We start from the raw sequence: 20658 nt of genomic DNA, 5'->3' as shown, positions 1-20658 counted from the left end.
AAGTCATAATAGCTCTGCTGGTAAGAGCAAATTAGAAATAATATTTCATCTCATCATATACTAGATTGACTAATCGTTATTAAACGTTGAATTAAATCCCTAATTATGAATATCCTGGTATTGTATATATTCAATAACTCGACGTTTTTCGCAGATACGTAATTGGAAATGAAATAACAAAGAACACTGCCCTACAAAATAGGCAACAGCGCAACAGAAATCCTTTGCGTGAGGATCCTATCAGCTTTCTTACTAGTTCGATGACTTTTACAATTCACAAAAACTCACATTTTATACTATACACGATCTTACTAAGTTTTGCTAGAATAAATGCTCTAGGTTTAAACAATTAGTTATTTTTATGCATGAAATCTCTTTGATCAAACCTGATGATTGGCATTGTCATTTACGTGATCAATCTTATCTGAAACGTACAGTACCCGACATCGCTGCTCAGTTTAGTCGAGCCGTTATCATGCCTAATTTATCGCCACCTATCACTACTATTGCTCAAGCACAAGCGTATTACTATCGAATTAAAGCGCATCTCCCTCACACTGCAACCTTTCAACCGTTAATGACTCTCTGTATTACAGAGACCTTGTCTCTTAAGGAAATTCAAGCAATAAAAGAATCACCAATCATTGTAGCATGTAAGCTTTATCCTGCAGATGTCACAACATATTCCCAAATAGGTATAAAAAATTTACAAGCTGTTTATCACCTATTTGAAACAATGCAAGCCACTGACTTACCACTTTTAATTCATGGGGAAGTAGTTGATCCCAACGTAGATATTTTTGATCGTGAAGCTGTGTTTATTGAACGTGAACTTTTCCCATTAGTAAAAAAATTTCCTGGGCTTCGTATTGTCTTCGAACACATTTCTACAAAAATGGCAGTGGATTTTGTCACTGAAATGCCCAAAACACTCGCTGCTACGATAACACCTCATCATCTATTATTTACGCGCAATGATCTTTTAATCCGCGGTCTTCATCCTCACTATTATTGCCTACCCATTTTAAAAACACATAAAGATCAGGCAGCCTTAATTCGAGCAGCTACAAGTGGTAATTCTAAATTCTTTTTAGGCACTGATAGTGCTCCTCATGCTAGGGTGAAAAAAGAAGCTACTTGTGGTAGTGCTGGTATTTACAGCGCAAAATCCGCCATCGAAATTTATACTGAAATTTTTGAACACGAAAACGCACTCCACCGATTAGAAGATTTTGCCAGCCGTTTCGGTGCGCAATTTTATAGATTACCACTTAATACCGTTAAAATCACGTTGATAAAACAACCATGGCAAATACCTTCATCTCTTTCCTTTAATGAGGATACTCTGGTACCACTTATGGCAGGTGAAACGCTGCAATGGCAAATAAAACGTTATGACTAAAAATCATAACTCTAAAATATCCTCTCTCAAAAAAAGATTCAGTGGTTATTTACCAATTGTAGTCGATCTTGAAACTGGAGGACTTGAACCTCTTAAAAGTCCTATTTTAGAAATCGCGGCTGTTTTAGTCGAATATGATAAAGACGGTCAGTTACACCCAGGTAAATTATTTGCTTGTCATGTATTGCCCTTTGAAGGTGCTTATTTAGATCCTGCTTCATTAGAAATCACGAGAATTGATCCTTACCATCCTTTCCGTTTTGCAGTTAAAGAAAAGAAGGCACTTAATGATTTATTTATTTTCGTTGAAAAAGCGATAGAAAAAAATGGATGCCGACGTGCTGTACTTGTAGGCCATAACGCGCATTTCGATTTAACATTTATTCAAACTACTATGAAACGGTGTAAAATTAAAAAATCACCTTTCCACGCTTTCACTTGTTTTGATACAGCGACACTAGCAGCCATGGTTTTTGGGAAAACGATACTCGCACAAGCTTTACAGAAAGCAAACATTCCATTTGATAAAATGGAAGCTCATTCAGCTATCTATGATGCTAAACAGACTGCTGAGCTATTTTGCTATATCCACAACCAGATTAGTCGACTTAATTAAACCTAATTAAAGCCCCGTACTACCCTCCATTCTTCCCCTTCAATTAGAAGGGAAGAGACATTCTTGTTATCGATTTTGTTTAAGTAGCTTTTTTATTTGGAAGAAACCCTTTAATCTTGTTATCTCCAAAATTTCTTTTTGCTCTTTTAAGTGTTGCATTCACCCTTATTTTTCAGTTCTGTTCTACCTCTTGTAATCACAGGAGTAGGCGAGCTATTTGCTATTTTTAGTACAGCGTGCCTCAAATCAATCAAAACAGTTTCTGCATACACATGAGCCTGCTTCACTAGATCATCAATTAATACGCTCTAAAGTTTGCAGTATAAATTTGCAGTATAAAAAACAGAACCACCACCCATTTTTAAACAGAATACCCGTCCAGGCTTAAGAGGGTAAAGAAGCTATTTTACAGGTTATGCGCGTTTTCCGCTAAGTATTTGGCAACACCATCAGGAGAAGCCCGCATACCGATATCTCCTTTTTTCCAATTAGCGGGACAAACTTCACCACTGTTCTGCTCAGTAAATTGTAACGCATCAACCAAGCGTAAAATTTCAGGAATACTGCGTCCAAGATGCAAATCGTTCATAATTTGTGATCGAACTATGCTCTCTTTGTCTACTAAAAAGGTACCGCGCAAGGCCACTCCCGCATCTACACATTCAACGCTATAACTTCGACAAATATTATGTGTTATATCTGCCACTAAAGCATAGCGAACAGGACCAATACCTCCTTTTCCAATAGGAGTATTACGCCATGCATTGTGTGTAAACTGCGAATCAATTGAAACACCAATAACCTCAACACCGCGTTCTTGAAATTCATGAATCGCATGATCCAAAGCAATCAACTCTGATGGACATACAAAGGTAAAATCAAGTGGATAAAAGAAGATCAATCCATACTTGTTCTGAATTGCTTGTGATAAATTAAAGTTCTCTACGATTCGTCCGTTAGCCAAAACCGCTGGCGCCGTAAAATCAGGGGCTTTAGAACCAACTAAAACTGTCATACACATAACCTCTACTACAATTTTAAAGCAGCTAATCTAGTTCCTTATCATCTGTTTGTCAACTAACTAGAAATTGAAACTGTAATAGTGTATCGTTCGAAAGTCAAAATGTTAGGTAAAGTCCAGTCGCGGTCAACGGGAAAGTGAATCCCAGCTACGACTTTTCCTGGTCTTTTTGAGAACAGATCGTAAAAATCAATGAGGAGAATATAGAATGTCTTTTAAGCTACCCGATTTGCCCTATGCCAAAGATGCTTTGGATCCCTACATTTCTAAGGAAACTTTAGAATATCATCATAATAAACACCATCGAGCTTATGTGGATAATCTCAATAAACTGATTAAGGGAACTCTTCTTGAAAAGCAATCTTTGGAAGAGATTATTCGAGGATCTGAAGGGAGCATCTTCAATAACGCTGCTCAAAGCTGGAATCACACATTTTATTGGCAATGTATGAGCTCAAATGCTAGTAGAAATCTTTCTAATAAGCTAGCTTCAGCTATTAGGGAAGATTTTAGCTCTATGGACAAATTTAAAGAACTGTTTACCGATATGGCCAATAAACATTTCGCTTCTGGTTGGATCTGGTTGGTCAAAAATAAAGCTGGTAAATTAGAAGTGTTGAGTACCGCTAATGCAGGCAATCCGATGACGGACGATAAAAAACCTCTGTTGACGTGTGATGTTTGGGAACATGCTTATTACATTGATACTCGTAATAATCGACAAAAATACGTCAATAATTTTTGGCAAGTAATTAACTGGCATTTCGTTGAAGAAAATTTTGAATCTTAAAATCAAAATAGGTTCTTAGTTTGTCAGATGTTGTTGCCTGTGAGTAACACAGCTAGTTAATCTGTCGGTTCTGTAATTATGCTTTTTTTCTGACCTAACAGGAAGGCGATGAAATCAAGACCGGGATCGATTATACTTTCTTCCGCTGGATCCTCTCTTCATATAGTAAAGAGGGAGGTTTGGGTTTTTCATGTTTCATATATGCTGACTTAATGATATGCTCTATCGAAGTAAAGATAGAGAGTGTAGTTGGACATGGTCTAAGTTATGGGTATTAGAGTTATTATTAATGGTATCAATGGAAAAATGGGCCGTGTGCTCGAAAAAAGCATAGCTACTCGATCAGATTTTACTTTAGTTGCAGGAATCGGTCGTGGGGATAATCTATCTAGAAGTATTCAATCTACCAATGCCGATGTAGTGGTTGATTTCACAACAGCACAAGCCGTATTTAAAAATACTGAAATTATCATTCAGTCTGGGGCGAGACCTGTGATAGGTACAACTGGATTGACTTTAAAACAAATTGCAACTTTAAATAAACAATCTCGTATTAAAAAATTAGGAGGGATCGTTGCACCTAATTTTTCTTTTGGCGCTGTATTAATGATGAAATACGCAAAAGACGCTGCTCGCTATTTTGCAGACGCAGAAATTATCGAAATGCATCATTCCCAAAAAATCGATGCTCCTTCGGGCACAGCCATCAAAACCGCTCAAATGATGCAACAATCACGCCTATCAAAAAGTAATAAAAAAGCACACGAAGATCATATGTGCAGCGACATTAAACATGATATTACTATTCACTCGGTTCGCCTTCCTGGCTTATTTTCTCATCAACTAGTTATTTTCGGTGGCGATGGTGAAACGCTTACTATCCGACACGATGGCACAGATCGCAGCTGCGTTATCCCAGGGGTATTCTTAGCTTGTCAAAAAGTTATGGAATTGCATCAGCTGATATATGGCCTTGAAAATATTTTGAATGTCTAATCTAATAGCTATTGTGAAATCGCACAAAATCATCGAAAAAATAGAAACCTGTTTATACCAATTAAGCAAATAGAAACCTGTTTATACCAATTAAGCAAAAAGAGACGATATCTGATAATTTAGGAAGTATTTTTCCAAACATATAGGAGTAGTGTCACTCTTGATTTATCAAATCTACAAAAACCTTGAAATCAATAGGAATATAGGAAACATAGAGTTAACATCCTGTGCTAACCGGATTGTACTACACACTAAACAATAACTTCTAGAGCCTAACGCTTGTTAAGCTAAGATAGTTTTTCAAAAGATTTCCATCGATTTCCATAATTTCAGCAACGGTGGGTTCATTACAATTTAAATAATAAAAGTAAAGAAAAATATCCTTTTTTTATGGATATCGTATATAAAATTTATTATATAAAATTGGAAACCTAATCATTATATACACTATAGGAAACTGATTTTATTTTTTCATTATAAAAAATACTACTGAAAAAATTTAAATCCTAAAGAAGCTTTAAAAGTATCTCTAAAAAAATTCCCCTGTCCTATAATCTTTTAGCAAATCTTCTCTCATATAACGCTATCTCTAAAACGCGTTAATTTATGGGTTAGATTACTAATTAAATTGAGTCAGCACATCGTTTGGAATTTACTAGAGCTAAATAAGCCTGTTATAATATCTCATTTCTAATATCGTGCCTAATTAAGAAAACTTTCAGTGTCTCTTGCGTGGGAAAAAAAGAAAATGAGATTTGTTGTAATCAATTCTTTCACACGTAATATATTAAACATTTTCTGACAAAATCTAGATTTGCTAAAATCTAAAAACTGTTTTCCTTGATGTAATTATCCATTTTATCCGCTTTTGAGTTGATGGAGTGCCATCGAAGGTCCAAATCGCGAGCAGTTTTGACTTCGTTAAGTCGACTAATGGATTGACGATGGGGAGCATTTCGTAGAAGATCTGGATGAATTTTAATTTCTACCAGTATTTTTTGCATGGCTTCAATAAAACAATCCAATGTTTGTTTGCTTTCAGTTTCTGTAGGTTCAATTAACAAACATTCGGGAACTAATGAAGGGAAATAAATCGTGGGAGCATGAAAACCATAATCCAGCAAACGTTTTGCGACATCATACGCACTTATACCATAAACACGTGTGAGCGGTTTTAAAGTGATAATAAATTCATGAGAAGCACGCCTACGAGGAAAAGCGAGCGTAAATCCCAATTGTTCTAACCGCTTCATTAAGTAATTAGCATTCAATGTCGCAAACTCAGCCACCCGTGCTAAACCTTCTTTACCTAATAAACGCATATAAATATAAGCGCGCAATAACACACCGGTATTTCCCATAAAGGCAGATAACTTGCCAATGGTTTGTGGACATTCTTTTTCTGTTAACCAGAAATAACCATCTTCACTTTTCTCTATCATAGGTATCGGCAAAAACGGAGCGAGTTTTTGATTAGCAGCTATAGGGCCAGCGCCAGGACCTCCACCACCATGAGGTGTGGCAAATGTTTTATGTAAATTTAAATGCATGACATCAAAGCCCATATCTCCCGGGCGATATTTTCCTAAAATTGCATTTAAATTTGCTCCGTCGTAATAGAGTAAACCACCGACATCATGAATAATTTTTGCAACCTCTAAAATTTCCCTTTCAAACACACCCAATGTAGAAGGATTAGTAAGCATGATACCGGCTGTTTTTAGACTAACCATTTTTCGTAATTTGTCGAGACAAATATCGCCTTCTTTTGTCGTTACGATTTCTTTAACAGTAAAACCGCACATCGCTGCTGAAGCAGGATTAGTACCGTGTGCGGCTTCAGGTACAAGCATTTCTATGCGATTATAATCATTACGACTTTCATGATACGCTTTTATCATAGCAACACCGGCAAATTCTCCTTGTGCGCCCGCCATTGAAGCTAATGAAATTCTTTCGATACCAATGATATCAGCTAGCATTATTTGTAATTCATAAAGACATTTCAGCAATGATTGGCTATATCTTGTGGGAGATAAGGGATGGCGATATAAATAACCAGGCAGCGAAGCTAAGCGATTAGCAGCACGTGGATTGTATTTCATTGTGCAGGAGCCCAATGGATAAAAATGCGTATCAATTGAAAAATTTCTAGTAGATAGCTGTGTAAAGTGCCGAACCACTTCTAATTCAGATAATTCGGGAAGATTAGGCAAAGTACGTCGTAATAAATTATCAGGAATATCGTTAGCATGAATTATATTAGCAATCGCATGTGCTATCGTTCGTCTTCCTTTCTGTGATTTTTCAAAAATTAACATTCTATATACCTGCATCGTTACTTCTAAACACCAGTAAAAATCATTTTAATCGTTGCATTTCCTCTTCCGTAGAAATGATGATATCTTTGAGCACTTGTTCATAATGAATTAAATCCTCATCAGTTTTCGTTTCTGTCACACAAATTAAAAGACAATCACTTAATTCAGCATAATCATTCCTTAAAGCATATCCTGCCTGAATACCTTGCTCTGCCATCTTTGTAATAATTGTTTCCACTGGTTTATCTAAGCGAACTCCAAATTCATGAAAAATCGGACTTGAAAAAACGGGTGTAATCCCTTTTAATGCGGACAAACGGCTCAATAAATAGCGTGCCTTAGTATGAGCAGATAAAGCCACCTCATGTAAACCCTTTGCACCTAATAAGCTTAAATAAATTGTCGACGCTGTCACCGCTAATCCTTGATTAGTACAAATATTTGAAGTTGCTTTTGATCGGCGAATATGTTGTTCGCGTGCTTGTAGAGTTAATGTAAATCCTTCCCGTCCTTTGGAATCAGTTGTCCTGCCAATTACTCTGCCAGGCAATTGACGCACATATTCTTTTCTACAACACATGAAACCAAAATAAGGACCACCTGAAGCTAAAGGAATACCCAGAGATTGTCCTTCTCCACATACGATATCTACCCCTTCCCCCCCCCATTGTCCTGGTGGTTTTATTAAAACCATTGCTGTTGGATTTACACTTGCAATTATTAAAATATTATGGGCATGTGCCCAATCAGTGAGCATATCCACTGCTTCCAGACAACCAAAGAAATTAGGTTGAGAAATAATAAGTGCTGCCACTCCTTTTGTTTCTATTCTTTCTAAAGTTTGTGGATCTACAATACCTCTCAATATATCAAAGGACACCGTATCAACTGAAATTTTCTGTTGTTTAACAATAGAGTTTAAGACTTGCCGATATGAAGGATTAACACTAGTAGGCACCAAAATTCGTCTTTCCTTCCCTCGCTTGAGACGAACTGCCATTAATGCTCCTTCCGCCAAGGCACTGGCACCATCGTATAAAGAAGCGTTTGAAACGTCCATCTCCATCAAATCACACATCATCGTTTGATATTCATAAATTAATTGCAAAGTACCTTGACTAGCTTCAGCTTGATATGGTGTATATGCGGTATAAAATTCTCCACGTGTTGCAATTTCCCAAACGGCAGCGGGGATATGGTGTTCATAGGCACCGGCGCCAATAAAAGATAGCCATTTTTTTGGTTCTCGTTGTTCCATCAATCGAGTAATCCCTGCTTCATTTAATCTCGGTGGAACCTGATTAATGATAGCCTTAGGTAATACTACCGGAATTTCATCAAATAACTGTTCAATACTATCTGCACCAATAGTGACTAACATTTTATGAATATCATCGGGCGTATGAGGAATATAAGCCATCATTCTTCTCTAATTTTAGCTTCGTAATCATTAGCACTCAGTAAATGATCTAATTCTGATTCATCCTCGATTTTTACACAATATAGCCAACCATCCCCATAAGGATCGTGATTAATTAAAGCGGGATCTTGTAATACTTTTTTGTTTACCTCAACAATCTCACCGGTTAAAGGCGAATAGACATCTGCTGCTGTTTTTACCGATTCCACCACCCCTACTTCGTCCCCACTACTAACATGCGTATATATCTCCGGCAATTCGACAAAAACCAAATCACCCAACTGTTCTTGCGCATGATCGGTTATACCTATTCTAAAAATATCCTCACGTTTTCTCTTTATCCACTCATGACGCCTGGTATAACGTAGTTCAACAGGAAACTTTGCCATTTTTTATCCTTATCTTAAATCAGCTTATTTAAGTCCATCTATTTTATGGATTAATTGATGATGAAGCTAGCTAGGTATGATATTAAATTAATTTTTTTACCTCTATCGAACAAAAGGCGGCTTAACTATTTTAATAGGAATATACTTACCTCGCCGCTCAATATAAGGAGTACTTTCAATTTTAATAGGCAGTCGAGCCAATGCAACGGCGTGACCTAACGTCGGCGAAAATCCTCCACTGGTAACCTTACCGTATTTGTTATTTGCTAACCAAACTTTTTGTTGATTGCGTAGCATACCTGGCTCCTCCATAATCAACCCCACCAATTGTTCTTTAATGCCCTCATTTAATTGCTTTTTTAATGCAGCACGACCGATAAAATGACGAACAGGATCATCTAGCGATACCGTCCACGCTAAATTTGAGATAAAAGGAGAAGTAGTTTCATCCATATCGATTCCATACAAATTAAAACCAGCCTCTAAGCGTAATGTATCCCGCGCCCCTAATCCACAGGGCTTAGCACCATGATAAATAAATTTCTGCCAAAGAGCCCGTCCTATTTCCTCATCTGACACGAAAATTTCGATTCCATTTTCTCCTGTATAACCCGTACGGGCAATTAATAGGTTATCCGACAAAATAAACTGAAAAGGTTTAAGTGCAACTAATGCAGCAACGGTTGTTTGGTTAAAGATAGCTCTAATTAAAGAAAAAATGGCTGGGCCTTGTACTGCTAAAATGCATATTTGAGAACATTCATTGACAATCACCTTGAAGGATCGGCTTTGTTTTTTTATCCAAGTAAAATCTTTATGGCACACTCCAGCATTAAGAACCAATCGATAATGATGAGGAGCAATATAGTAAACGATCAAATCATCGATAATACCACCATTATCATTTAGCATACATGTGTATAAAGCGCAAGCGTAGCCTTTCAATTTTGCGATATCGTTTGCTAACAAATAACGCAAAAACGTAAAAGCATCTTCACCTTCAATATCAATTACTCCCATATGGGAAACGTCAAAAATTCCAACGTACCGACGTACTTGGTGGTGTTCTGTAATCTGTGATCCGTAATGCAAAGGCATTTCCCAGTTGGCAAAATTGACAAACCGAGCCTTTGCTTTAATGTGTTCTTTATAAAGAGATGTACGTCGAAGCATCATATTGCATAAATTATATGTGATGGGTTATCTTATACCAACCCGGACAACTAAAACAGTATTCTAAAATTCAGTCTAACGTTGCTTCAAAAAGCAATAGTCAACATTAAAGCAACTAACACTATATGAACCGAAATGACTTAATTTTGAGCTTGAAAAAACTTCCAGTCCCATCTCTTCTCTCTGACTTACCTGTTTCAAATAAAATGTCCATGCAAACAGAAACCATAAGTATAATATTTTATCTTTGCCACAACAGTCTTTCTTTTTTTCTTGCTTCCTACGATCTTTTCACTGCTGTTTCATATACTTGAATAATCATCTGTACTGTACTAAAAGATTTTAAATATTCACAACATTTAAAAAACCCTGCTTTAGGCAGGGTTTTCGTTGGGAGACTTATCAAAATAAAACTAATTACATCATTCCGCCGCCCATACCTCCCATACCTCCCATGTCACTACCAGCAGGCATCGACTCTTCTTTCTTTTTAGGAGCTTCAGTTATCATACATTCGGTAGTAATCATAAGGCTAGCAATAGAAGCTGCGTTTTGCAACGCGGTGCGAGTCACTTTGGTTGGGTCAAGGATACCCATTTGAATCATGTCAGCATATTCACCAGTTGCTGCATTGTAACCATAATTGGTATCTTTATGACTTAACACGCGATCAACCACCACAGCAGCCTGTTCACCCGCGTTCTGCACAATTTGTGAAAGCGGAGAGGCCATCGCACGACGAGCAATATCAACACCGACCTTTTGATCTTCATTGTCCACGCTTAACTTCTCAAGCGCTTTCATCACCCGGATTAAGGCCACACCACCACCAGGCACTACACCCTCTTCGACAGCGGCACGCGTAGCATGCAATGCGTCTTCCACACGTGCTTTTTTCTCTTTCATTTCGATCTCAGTCGCTGCGCCGACTTTAATCACAGCTACTCCACCAGATAACTTAGCCAAACGTTCTTGCAATTTTTCTTTGTCATAGTCAGAGGTGGTTATCTCGATCTCTTTGCGAATTTGCCAAATACGATCCTTAATATCACTCGAATCACCAGCACCATCAATAATGATGGTAGTATCTTTTGTAACAACTACTCGTTTGGCAGAACCTAAATCTTCTAAAGTAGCCGACTCCAGCGACAAACCTACTTCTTCCGAAATTACTTTTCCACCTGTCAAGATAGCGATATCTTGTAACATCGCTTTACGACGATCCCCAAAACCAGGCGCCTTTACGGCAGCCACTTTGACAACACCACGAATGTTGTTAACTACTAATGTAGCCAACGCTTCGCCCTCAATGTCTTCGGCAATAACCAACAAAGGTTTACCTGATTTCGCAACAGATTCTAACAATGAAATTAACTCACGGATGTTAGAAACTTTTTTATCAACTAACAAGACAAAAGGATTATCGAGTTCAGTACTCATATTTTGCTGATTGTTCATAAAGTATGGTGACAAGTAACCACGATCGAATTGCATACCTTCAACCACTTCCAGTATATTCTCAAGTCCTGAACCATCTTCTACCGTAATAACGCCTTCTTTACCCACTTTCGCCATCGCTTCAGCAATAATACTACCAATAGATTCATCCGAGTTAGCTGAAATAGTTCCGACTTGCGCAATAGATTTATCATCTTGACAGGGTTCAGAAAGCTTTTTTAATTCAGCAACCGCCACGGCGACTGCTTTATCAATACCGCGTTTCAAATCCATAGGATTCATACCAGCAATAACCGCCTTGATGCCTTCGCGTAAGATCGCCTGTGCCAAGCAGGTCGCGGTGGTAGTGCCATCTCCAGCGTCATCCGACGTACGCGACGCTACCTCTTTCACCATTTGCGCACCCATGTTTTCGAATTTATCTTCTAGCTCAATTTCTTTAGCCACACTCACACCATCCTTAGTGATCGCTGGGGCACCAAATGACTTATCTAAAACAACGTTACGTCCTTTAGGACCTAAAGTTACTTTAACTGCATTAGCTAAAACATCCACACCATGGCTCATCGCATGCAATGCATCGTGAGAAAATTTCAAAACTTTTGAAGCCATTTTCAATACCTCTCTTTGCTTATGTCGATTATTCTTCTAAATCTCATGTCGGTTATTCTTCAATTAGACCCATGATGTCATCTTCTCTCATGACGACATATTCATTGTCACCCACCTTCACTTCGGTGCCAGCGTATTTACCAAAAAGTACTTGGTCGCCTACTTTGACTTCCAAAGAACGCAACTGGCCATTATCTAATTGCTTACCTGTCCCAACGGCAACTACTTTGCCTCGAGAAGGTTTCTCTTTCGCAGTGCTCGGGATAACAATGCCACCTTTTGAAGTGTCTTCTTCATCAAGACGATCGACGACAATCCGGTCGTGTAATGGACGTATTTTCATACTCTAACCCTCTCCATTAGAAATTAAGTTAAAAGCTCATCGATAAGTGAGCAACAATCACTAGACCATATAGGGGCGAGTAATAAAAATTCAAGGGAAAAAAGTAATAAAGTAAAAATTTCTTTTATCAAGTGTTGTATAGTCATAATCCGGTTTTAATGGTGATGCGAGGTTTAGGGATATTTATTTTTACAGATCTTTGAAAATTTAAGTTTAAATATATTTCGTCAAAGTCTATCTATTTTTTCCGTAGAAAATTTACTTCACATTACTTCCCCATATACAAAGATCAAGGGATCTCTTTTCAACACACGTCAGTGCCCCCACTTCCTTTCTTTGCAAAATCTTTTTTTTAATCAGAATGTGTGTCTATTTTTTTGAAGTAATCGCTTAATTATAGATTTTATAGTGGAGTCTAGTCTCTAAATACTTACAGCAAGTCGATTATCCCACGTAACACACTTCGGCAAAGATGTTTATCCTACATAATTTGATAGAGGAAAAAATAATTAACTTTGTCTTTAGCTTATAGGCTTTAGCCATATAAGAGCCATATAAGCAGAATTACCCAGCAGAACCACAAAGAAACCCTACTAAAAAATGAATACCGCTGCCTTTAATTAAGTGGGAAAGTCGGCAACCCTATTCAGGAGTGAATATAGCACTTAGCTTCTGGCGAAAATCAAAGAAGCATTTTTTATCGTCATAATTCCTCTAGCTTGGTATACTCACGGCATGGTTCATCTTAAAAATAGGTTTACTTAAGGCTAATTATTAGTACGCTATCATTGGTGCTATTGGCTTAGACAATATTCAAAAGAACAAACACTCCGATCATAGTAACGTTTTTCATTGTCTGGGTTGTTTAACTAATTATTTAAACTGTATACTGAGAAAATTTGGTTTTTTTAGGTGCATGATATCTGTAGAAGAGGTCCTCAGTGATTTACCGAATTGAGCGAGATACGGCAATATAGAATCAGATAGCTTGACTCTAAAGCAAAGAATTGCAGCACTTATATTTTCACGTTATGTGTTAGAATCAAGCAGCATACAATAATGATCAAGACAAATAGATCAAGAGCCTGCTGTGAAAAGGATGGTATTACATGGACGGACAAAATAATCTCAGATTTACTTAAGACTTACTTAGATTGCAAAAATGTGATCACGGTTGTACTGTTGCGATACTTACATAATCTAGATCTTCTCCCCACTTAAAATATCCCACCTTAAACGTTTCTCCATTCATGTATGATTAGCACTGCTGCACTTAATGAAGTTACTGCGATCTACATTTAGCTCAGTACAAATCTAATCAGCATGATAATTCACTAATGAATGATAATCAGATATCCATCCTCGCAAAGAGTTTCAACAAAAAAGATGAGAATACAAAATTTGTTGTGTCAAATGAGATTTTGAGATCTCTTGATATCGAATGAAGATACTGCTAGTTTTAAACGTATCAAGCAAATGTAGGTACATCCTAAAGATTACATCGACCAATTGTTATTAAAGCTTTACCTCAAAAATCAAATAGCTATAATAGCTATCTAATGTTAGAGCGCCATTAGTGATTAAGGTCGGCTCTTTACTTTGTTAACACGAATATATGGTCGAGACGCACCCTTAATGATACTACATCATTTAACGTACATGTGGGTGTTCGACTACGTATGAGATAATTGGTGATTAAATTGACTTAACATAATGATAAGATTAAGACTTAAATTCTATTTCATAGAGTTGATAAATCGCAAAATAGCTTTAAATCTATAGAAACGATTAATCAATGCATTGAAACTAATGCTATCGCATAAATTATGTTGTGATGACCATGAATTATACGCAATAATGAGAAAGATATAGTAAAGTCATCTCAGTATTTTAAGGGATGGATTTTCTGCACTGAATTGATCGTCGTTAAGAGACACCATTAAGAGACATATCTATTTTTGCTTTGACGATTCAAACTTTATTCAGCGGTGCAAGACAGAAAAGGCATAATGTGTTGTTGCACTATAGTTGATAACATGAAAATAACTATGCACAGAATTAGACTATAAGAGATTAGACTATAATATAGCACCGTGACTACGGTCATCCAACGTACTTTTAACTTATTACCGATACAATAAAATCAGTAAACGACTATCCCATGTTCAGAGTCTATTCACATTCTATGTTCAAAACAAATATCAGATTGAGATTACTTGCTACTACATAAATATGGTAACCTCAAGCCCAATATTGTCTACTACTGTCCTACTACTGTGAGGTTTGTTATGCTTGATTCGTTTAAAACATTGCGTGAATTAACGGTTAATGGTAAAACGTATCATTACCATAGTCTCAGAGCAGCAGAAGAAGCTGGGCTTTCTGGTATTCATTGTCTTCCTTACTCTATAAAGATTCTCCTAGAAAATCAATTACGCTATGAAGATGGAAAAACTGTCACAAATAAAGATATTGAAGCTTGTGCACATTTTCTGCGCAACAAACATTCTTCACATCATGAACTTGCCTATCGGCCTGCACGCGTGATAATGCAAGATTTTACAGCCGTTCCTGCGGTTGTAGATTTAGCCGCAATGAGAGATGCAATAGTGCGAATGAAAGGTGATCCTTCAAAAATTAACCCGCATTGTCCTGTAGACCTTATTATTGATCATTCTATTCAAGTAGATGTATTCGGAAGTGAAAAAGCTTTCCAAAAAAATGTTCATTTGGAGATGAATCGCAATCAGGAGCGGTACACCTTTTTAAAATGGGGACAGCAGTCATTTCGTCATTTTCAGTTAGTTCCACCTGGCACAGGTATCTGCCACCAAGTGAATTTGGAATACTTGGGGCGTGGCGTTTGGTCCGGTGAAGTAGAAGACAGCAAACAATTATTTGCCTATCCAGAGACCTTGATAGGTACCGACAGCCATACCACCATGATTAACGGTCTTGGTGTTCTCGGCTGGGGTGTGGGCGGCATTGAAGCAGAAGCCGCTATTTTAGGTCAACCTATTTCCATGCTTATTCCTGAAGTTATTGGCTTTCGCCTGGAAGGAAAACTACGAGAAGGAATTACAGCCACTGATCTTGTCTTAACAGTCACTCAAATATTACGTCTTAAAGATGTTGTTGGTAAATTTGTGGAATTTTACGGACCAGGACTTACTGAACTGCCACTGGCAGATCGCGCGACTATTGGCAATATGGCTCCCGAATATGGCGCTACTTGTGGTTTATTTCCCATCGATACTGAAACCATTAAATATTTAGAACTAACTGGTCGCAGTGTTGAAACTATTGAACTTGTCAAAGCGTACTCAAAAGCACAGGGCACCTGGCATGAAGAAAATACACCAGAGGCCACATTTAGTGACACGATCTTACTCGATTTATCGACCGTCGAATCTAGTTTGGCTGGGCCTAAACGCCCACAAGATCGAGTGAACTTACCAAATCTTAAACAGGTTGTTGAGAATTTTATCGTTACTACTAGGCATAATAAAGTATTAGATCAAGCTTGCAGAAGCCAAAAAGATTTTGATCTTCATCATGGTGATGTGGTAATCGCTGCCATTACCAGTTGCACTAATACCTCTAATCCAAATGTCATGCTAGCTGCAGGTTTATTAGCGAAAAAAGCGGTAGAAAAAGGATTACAAAAAAAACCATGGGTAAAGTCATCACTGGCTCCTGGTTCGAAAGTTGTTATAAATTATCTACGCAAAACTGATTTAATGCATTATCTTGAAAAAGTGGGATTTTATTTAGTTGGTTACGGTTGTACCACTTGTATTGGTAATTCCGGTCCACTCTCTGACACAATTACCAGAACTATCACCGAAAATGATCTTATCGTTTCTTCGGTGTTGTCGGGTAACCGTAATTTTGAGGGTCGAATTCATCCTATCGTAAAAGCTAACTGGCTAGCTTCTCCACCTCTCGTCGTTGCTTTTGCACTTGCAGGAACTACTCGAATCAATCTTTTAAAAGAACCTTTAGGTAAAAATGATCGTGGTCAGCCTATTTATCTCCGTGACATTTGGCCATCGAATGCAGAAATTGCTGAAATGAGCACGCAAGTGCGCAGGGAAATGTTTCGTAAGGAATACGCTGATGTTTTTAAAGGTGATGTGGAGTGGCAAAACATTAAGGTATCAGTAGGGAATACATTTGAATGGCAACCCAATTCCACTTACGTAAAAAATCCCCCGTTCTTTGAACATATGGGCATCAGTCCCGAACCTTTAAGAGATATTACTGATGCACGAATTTTAGCGCTTTTAGGAAATAGCGTTACTACAGATCATATTTCTCCTGCCGGCACTATCAAGCCTGATAGTCCAGCCGGTAAATATTTACTTCAAAAAGGTGTCGATATTAGAGACTTTAATTCTTATGGTTCTCGTCGTGGTAACCACGAGGTTTTAATGCGAGGAACATTTGCCAACATCTGCATTCGCAATGAAATTGTGCCATGTATTGAAGGTGGCTTCACAAAACATTTCCCAGACGGCGAACAATTATCCATTTACGATGCAGCGATGAGGTATTTAGATGAAAATGTGCCGTTGGTAATAATCGCAGGTAAAGAATATGGAACGGGTTCTTCACGCGATTGGGCAGCAAAAGGTTCCTATTTATTGGGTATTAAAGCAGTCATTGCAGAAAGTTTTGAGCGTATTCATCGTTGTAATTTAGTAGGTATGGGTGTTTTACCACTCGAATTTAAAAACAAAGTCGATCGCAAAATCTTAAAGTTAGAAGGCGATGAAGTCATCGACATCACGGGATTACAAAATGATTTACATCCTAGTAGCGATGTCATCATGACCATCAAACGAAAAAACAGCTTTATCGAAAAAACACCATTGCACTGCCGTATTGATACAGAAAAAGAGCTTACCTATTACAAACATGGTGGAATTTTACAGTTTGTTTTACGCAACATGTTGGTAACTTAATTTAGTTGATGTTTTCATTGATGTTTGCTGTAATAGGATTTATACATCTTCACATGAAATTCGACGTGGACAATAGATACAGCTACACTATATAATTAGCTGCCTAGCCATAAAGCAATAAGCTCTCGACAAGAAAATTTAAGGCAATCTTCGACAACAAACCGAGAGTCTATTTTAATACAAACACAGACTAATCGTTTGTCATAAATACTGCTCCTTCGTATATTTCATACAATCAAACAAGTTCTAACATGATAAAGGTACTAACTGACTTATTACATGATTGAGCACAAGAAACATATTATACCTATAAATATTCACAATATTAACTAATGACGGACACACGAGAATCGTTTGGTCAAATACTTCCAAATCTATAAAAATTCCAAAAAGTAAAATCCATAAAAATATAAAAACCACACAGCAACGAAAATCTTGTACGCTTTTGATTTGTACATTATCCAACTTCTTCTAATACTCAAAGATGGCAGTGATACCCTAACTAACCCCTAGAAAAGAAAAATGTTACTCGGCAAAAGCCAACTCCTTATGTTTATTCCCAAACATCAATGATATTTCAATATTCAACTCTCTGATCTAGGACTGAAAAATTAAAATCTATTTAAGTGGTTATGATACGCTCTACAAATTACAAATTATCACGGAAAGGTCCTATCTGCCAATAAGAAAAGAAAACTTAATGTAGGCACATTATAGTCGCAAACATTTTGAAAGCTTACTTACCATACGATGTGCCACCCATCAATACCTAAAATCGGTCAGCGCTATGAAACAAAACCTCATTCATCTTGCACTGACAGTAGCAAGATAACTATGGCAAAATACTTTTACCAAACCCATCTAATTAAAAAGTTAATGCTCTAAAAATGCAATTGTTTTTCTAATTTCCACTGTGATCTCATCACTGAAAAAATAACGGTAATACACTTGACGGATAAAAGCAAAATGGTGAATAGCCATCCAAATCTATAAAAATTTTTTATTACCTAGATATTATCCACCTAGAAACCCTTAAGAATAAGTCATAAGGTTGATTGATTTCCACAAATAAGCTTTCATGTAACCAGCAAATAACCGTAATGATAACTAAGTAGTGACGACTGAATAAATAAAAACCAACTACTTTTACACAATATTTTGCAGTAGCAGACTCCGTTTTTGACCAGTCAGTCTCCAGATTATTTTGTAATACACCCAATGCTATACTTAACATTCTATGCACACCATTTATCATTGCACTTTGTTTAAGCAAGATAACAGCTGATGATAATTGATCAGTAAAGTTATTTAAGCCGTGCGCATAATCTTTATCACAATCAAACTGCCATGAATCCATTAAGTTGTTTATGCTCTGTATTTAGTACCGGATGAAATGCTATACGGTAGTGATGTTGCTCTTAATTAAGTATAAAAACTAAACCATCATCATGCAGCCGGCCAATAAAAAGAAGCAATTACCCATTCACTCGCGTAATTTTATTCTAGTTAAGTGTTTTAAAATAAGTATATGTGCATTTCTTCCATAAAAAACGCCATTAAAACTTGGATCCCATCTAAATGAATTAAGAGTATTGCTCGATTTAATAAGCTCAAATGGAATTTGAGATACATCATAAAGCATGTATATCTTAATTCGCATAAGGGGTTGCTTTTAACCACGGACAAAAATACTTTAAACACATAAGTCAACTATCTTACCAAGCAAAAACAAATAAGGATGCATTCATTGTCACGAAAGTGGAAACCATGAATCAGAATTAATTATACTTTCCAATGAGATCTTCCTGTGACTTTGTACGGATAAAAAAAGTCTAAAATTAAACGATATTTTAAGTTTATAGATATATCTTGATATTCGAACTGTATTGGAATCCTGTCAAGTCAGATTCATCTTTTCACTAAAACAGATTTATATAACATTAACATTACAAAATGGGATAGTTTATTTTATTCAATAATCAATAGATATATAAAGAAGATATATAAAGATGAAAACTATATTTCAAAGACGAAAACTATGGATTTCTCCAAGTTAATGCATACAGACATGATCGATCAACAACGGTATCATGATAAAACCCTTAATGCAAGATATACTTTTATATAAGCCCATTTTGATTTCCCAGATCACCATACAATGCTTTTCTTCGATAGCGATAGAGAAAATATTGCCAAACTATTGGTAGATACCCGAGATTCTCTTGGGAAAGTATTGCTTGCGAGTATTTAAGCATGAGTAGAACAACATAAACTACACACAACTTTCGGAGACTATATTATCTCATCGTAGTTAGTATTACAATTAATTTGGCAATATCAACTACAATTTAGTTTAATAAAAAGTAAAAACCCCTAACAAATCTTTTGTATTATGCTTCTTTACTATTCTTTCATAAAGCCCTTACTTTTAAGTGGTATTTAATTTTAAAAATAAGCCCCGGATGGCTTACAAAGAGTAGGAAATTAGAATAATTAAGATAAATGTAGCTCTGTGAAACATTTTTTAAACAAGTCAATTGCTACAAAGTCCTAGATCTTGCCAGTAAATTCATCAAATAGGATGACAATTTCTGAATTGTAGACAAAATTTTTCTCATTAGGTATAATAGGGACGCAGCTAGGTAAAGTGGTGTTTTGATTAATGCTCGTTTGAGGAAATTCCTGTGGACATTCGTAAAATAAGAAAGCTCATTGAATTGATTAATGAAACTGATGTGGAAGAAATTGAAATAAAGTCAGGTGAAGAATCTGTTCGTATTAGTCGATATTCAACGCAAATGTCCCCATCCCTTCCATCTTCTGTTACCGAACAAACTTCTCCTAAAATATCCACAACGATCAACGAACCTTCACATGTCAAAAGGGAATCAATAAAAGAAGGTCACGCATTACGATCTCCAATGGTAGGGACAGTTTATCTGGCTCCAAGTCCTGAAGCAAAGCCATTTGTTGATGTAGGGCAACACGTATCAGTAGGTGACACATTATGCCTCATCGAAGCGATGAAAATGTTTAACAGAATCGAAGCTGATAAAAATGGTGTGATTAGTGCGTGCCTCATTGAAAATGAGCAACCGGTGGAATTTGATCAATTGCTTTTTATCATTGAACCGAAAGAGTAATATTTTC

The 20658-nt window shown here is 36.8% G+C and carries 14 protein-coding genes; 6 read left to right on the top strand and 8 right to left on the bottom strand.

Annotated features, from left to right (window positions below; all coding sequences use genetic code 11):
- The first annotated feature begins 361 nt into the window (after positions 1-361).
- Complete coding sequence (gene pyrC / locus CEAn_RS00885; RefSeq protein ID WP_211923967.1) at positions 362-1402, top strand: dihydroorotase; 1041 nt, start codon at positions 362-364, stop codon at positions 1400-1402.
- Positions 1395-2018, top strand: coding sequence for a ribonuclease T (gene rnt / locus CEAn_RS00880; protein WP_211923966.1), 624 nt, complete (start codon positions 1395-1397; stop codon positions 2016-2018). Before pyrC ends, rnt begins: the two co-directional genes overlap by 8 nt.
- A gap of 406 nt (positions 2019-2424) precedes the next feature.
- Here rnt and CEAn_RS00875 read toward each other — a convergent pair whose 3' ends face one another.
- The gene (locus CEAn_RS00875) at positions 2425-3033 is read right to left on the bottom strand and encodes a peroxiredoxin (protein WP_211923965.1); all 609 of its coding nucleotides are present in this window, start codon (positions 3031-3033) and stop codon (positions 2425-2427) included.
- A gap of 214 nt (positions 3034-3247) precedes the next feature.
- Here CEAn_RS00875 and CEAn_RS00870 point away from each other — a divergent pair, with 214 nt between their 5' ends.
- Together CEAn_RS00870 and dapB are read left to right on the top strand one after the other, a co-directional pair.
- The gene (locus CEAn_RS00870; RefSeq protein ID WP_211923964.1) at positions 3248-3829 is read left to right on the top strand and encodes a superoxide dismutase; all 582 of its coding nucleotides are present in this window, start codon (positions 3248-3250) and stop codon (positions 3827-3829) included.
- Positions 3830-4096: 267 nt separating this feature from the next.
- Positions 4097-4825 carry a 4-hydroxy-tetrahydrodipicolinate reductase gene (gene dapB, locus CEAn_RS00865; protein WP_211923963.1) on the top strand — a complete coding sequence of 243 codons (729 nt, stop codon included), beginning with the start codon at positions 4097-4099 and terminating at the stop codon, positions 4823-4825.
- 824 nt (positions 4826-5649) lie between these two features.
- Here the strand turns inward: dapB and gcvPB are convergent.
- The 6 genes from gcvPB to groES form a co-directional block, all read right to left on the bottom strand.
- Positions 5650-7146: an aminomethyl-transferring glycine dehydrogenase subunit GcvPB gene (gene gcvPB, locus CEAn_RS00860; RefSeq protein ID WP_211923962.1), complete on the bottom strand. Its 1497-nt coding sequence runs from the start codon at positions 7144-7146 to the stop codon at positions 5650-5652.
- Positions 7147-7186: 40 nt separating this feature from the next.
- Positions 7187-8566 carry an aminomethyl-transferring glycine dehydrogenase subunit GcvPA gene (gcvPA, locus tag CEAn_RS00855; RefSeq protein ID WP_211923961.1) on the bottom strand — a complete coding sequence of 460 codons (1380 nt, stop codon included), beginning with the start codon at positions 8564-8566 and terminating at the stop codon, positions 7187-7189.
- On the bottom strand, positions 8566-8955 hold the full coding sequence (gene gcvH, locus CEAn_RS00850) for a glycine cleavage system protein GcvH (protein ID WP_211923960.1): 390 nt from the start codon (positions 8953-8955) through the stop codon (positions 8566-8568). The genes gcvPA and gcvH overlap by 1 nt, the downstream gene beginning before the upstream one ends.
- A gap of 102 nt (positions 8956-9057) precedes the next feature.
- Complete coding sequence (gene gcvT / locus CEAn_RS00845; RefSeq protein WP_244670090.1) at positions 9058-10131, bottom strand: glycine cleavage system aminomethyltransferase GcvT; 1074 nt, start codon at positions 10129-10131, stop codon at positions 9058-9060.
- Between the two features lie 414 nt (positions 10132-10545).
- Positions 10546-12198, bottom strand: coding sequence for a chaperonin GroEL (gene groL / locus CEAn_RS00840; protein WP_211923959.1), 1653 nt, complete (start codon positions 12196-12198; stop codon positions 10546-10548).
- Between the two features lie 52 nt (positions 12199-12250).
- Positions 12251-12541 carry a co-chaperone GroES gene (gene groES, locus CEAn_RS00835; protein ID WP_211923958.1) on the bottom strand — a complete coding sequence of 97 codons (291 nt, stop codon included), beginning with the start codon at positions 12539-12541 and terminating at the stop codon, positions 12251-12253.
- Positions 12542-14829: 2288 nt separating this feature from the next.
- On the opposite strand from groES, the gene acnA reads away from it, so the two are divergent.
- Entirely contained in the window at positions 14830-17508 is a 2679-nt protein-coding gene (acnA, locus tag CEAn_RS00830; protein ID WP_211923957.1) for an aconitate hydratase AcnA, read from the top strand.
- A gap of 1003 nt (positions 17509-18511) precedes the next feature.
- Here acnA and CEAn_RS00825 read toward each other — a convergent pair.
- Positions 18512-18865 carry a hypothetical protein gene (locus CEAn_RS00825; RefSeq protein WP_211923956.1) on the bottom strand — a complete coding sequence of 118 codons (354 nt, stop codon included), beginning with the start codon at positions 18863-18865 and terminating at the stop codon, positions 18512-18514.
- A gap of 1327 nt (positions 18866-20192) precedes the next feature.
- Here CEAn_RS00825 and accB point away from each other — a divergent pair.
- Positions 20193-20651, top strand: coding sequence for an acetyl-CoA carboxylase biotin carboxyl carrier protein (accB, locus tag CEAn_RS00820; protein WP_211923955.1), 459 nt, complete (start codon positions 20193-20195; stop codon positions 20649-20651).
- Positions 20652-20658 lie beyond the last annotated feature (7 nt).

The organism is Coxiella endosymbiont of Amblyomma nuttalli (genome assembly GCF_018107685.1).
In the GTDB taxonomy this organism is placed as follows: Bacteria; Pseudomonadota; Gammaproteobacteria; order Coxiellales; family Coxiellaceae; genus Coxiella.
This window is presented reverse-complemented; position numbering and strand designations above follow the sequence as displayed.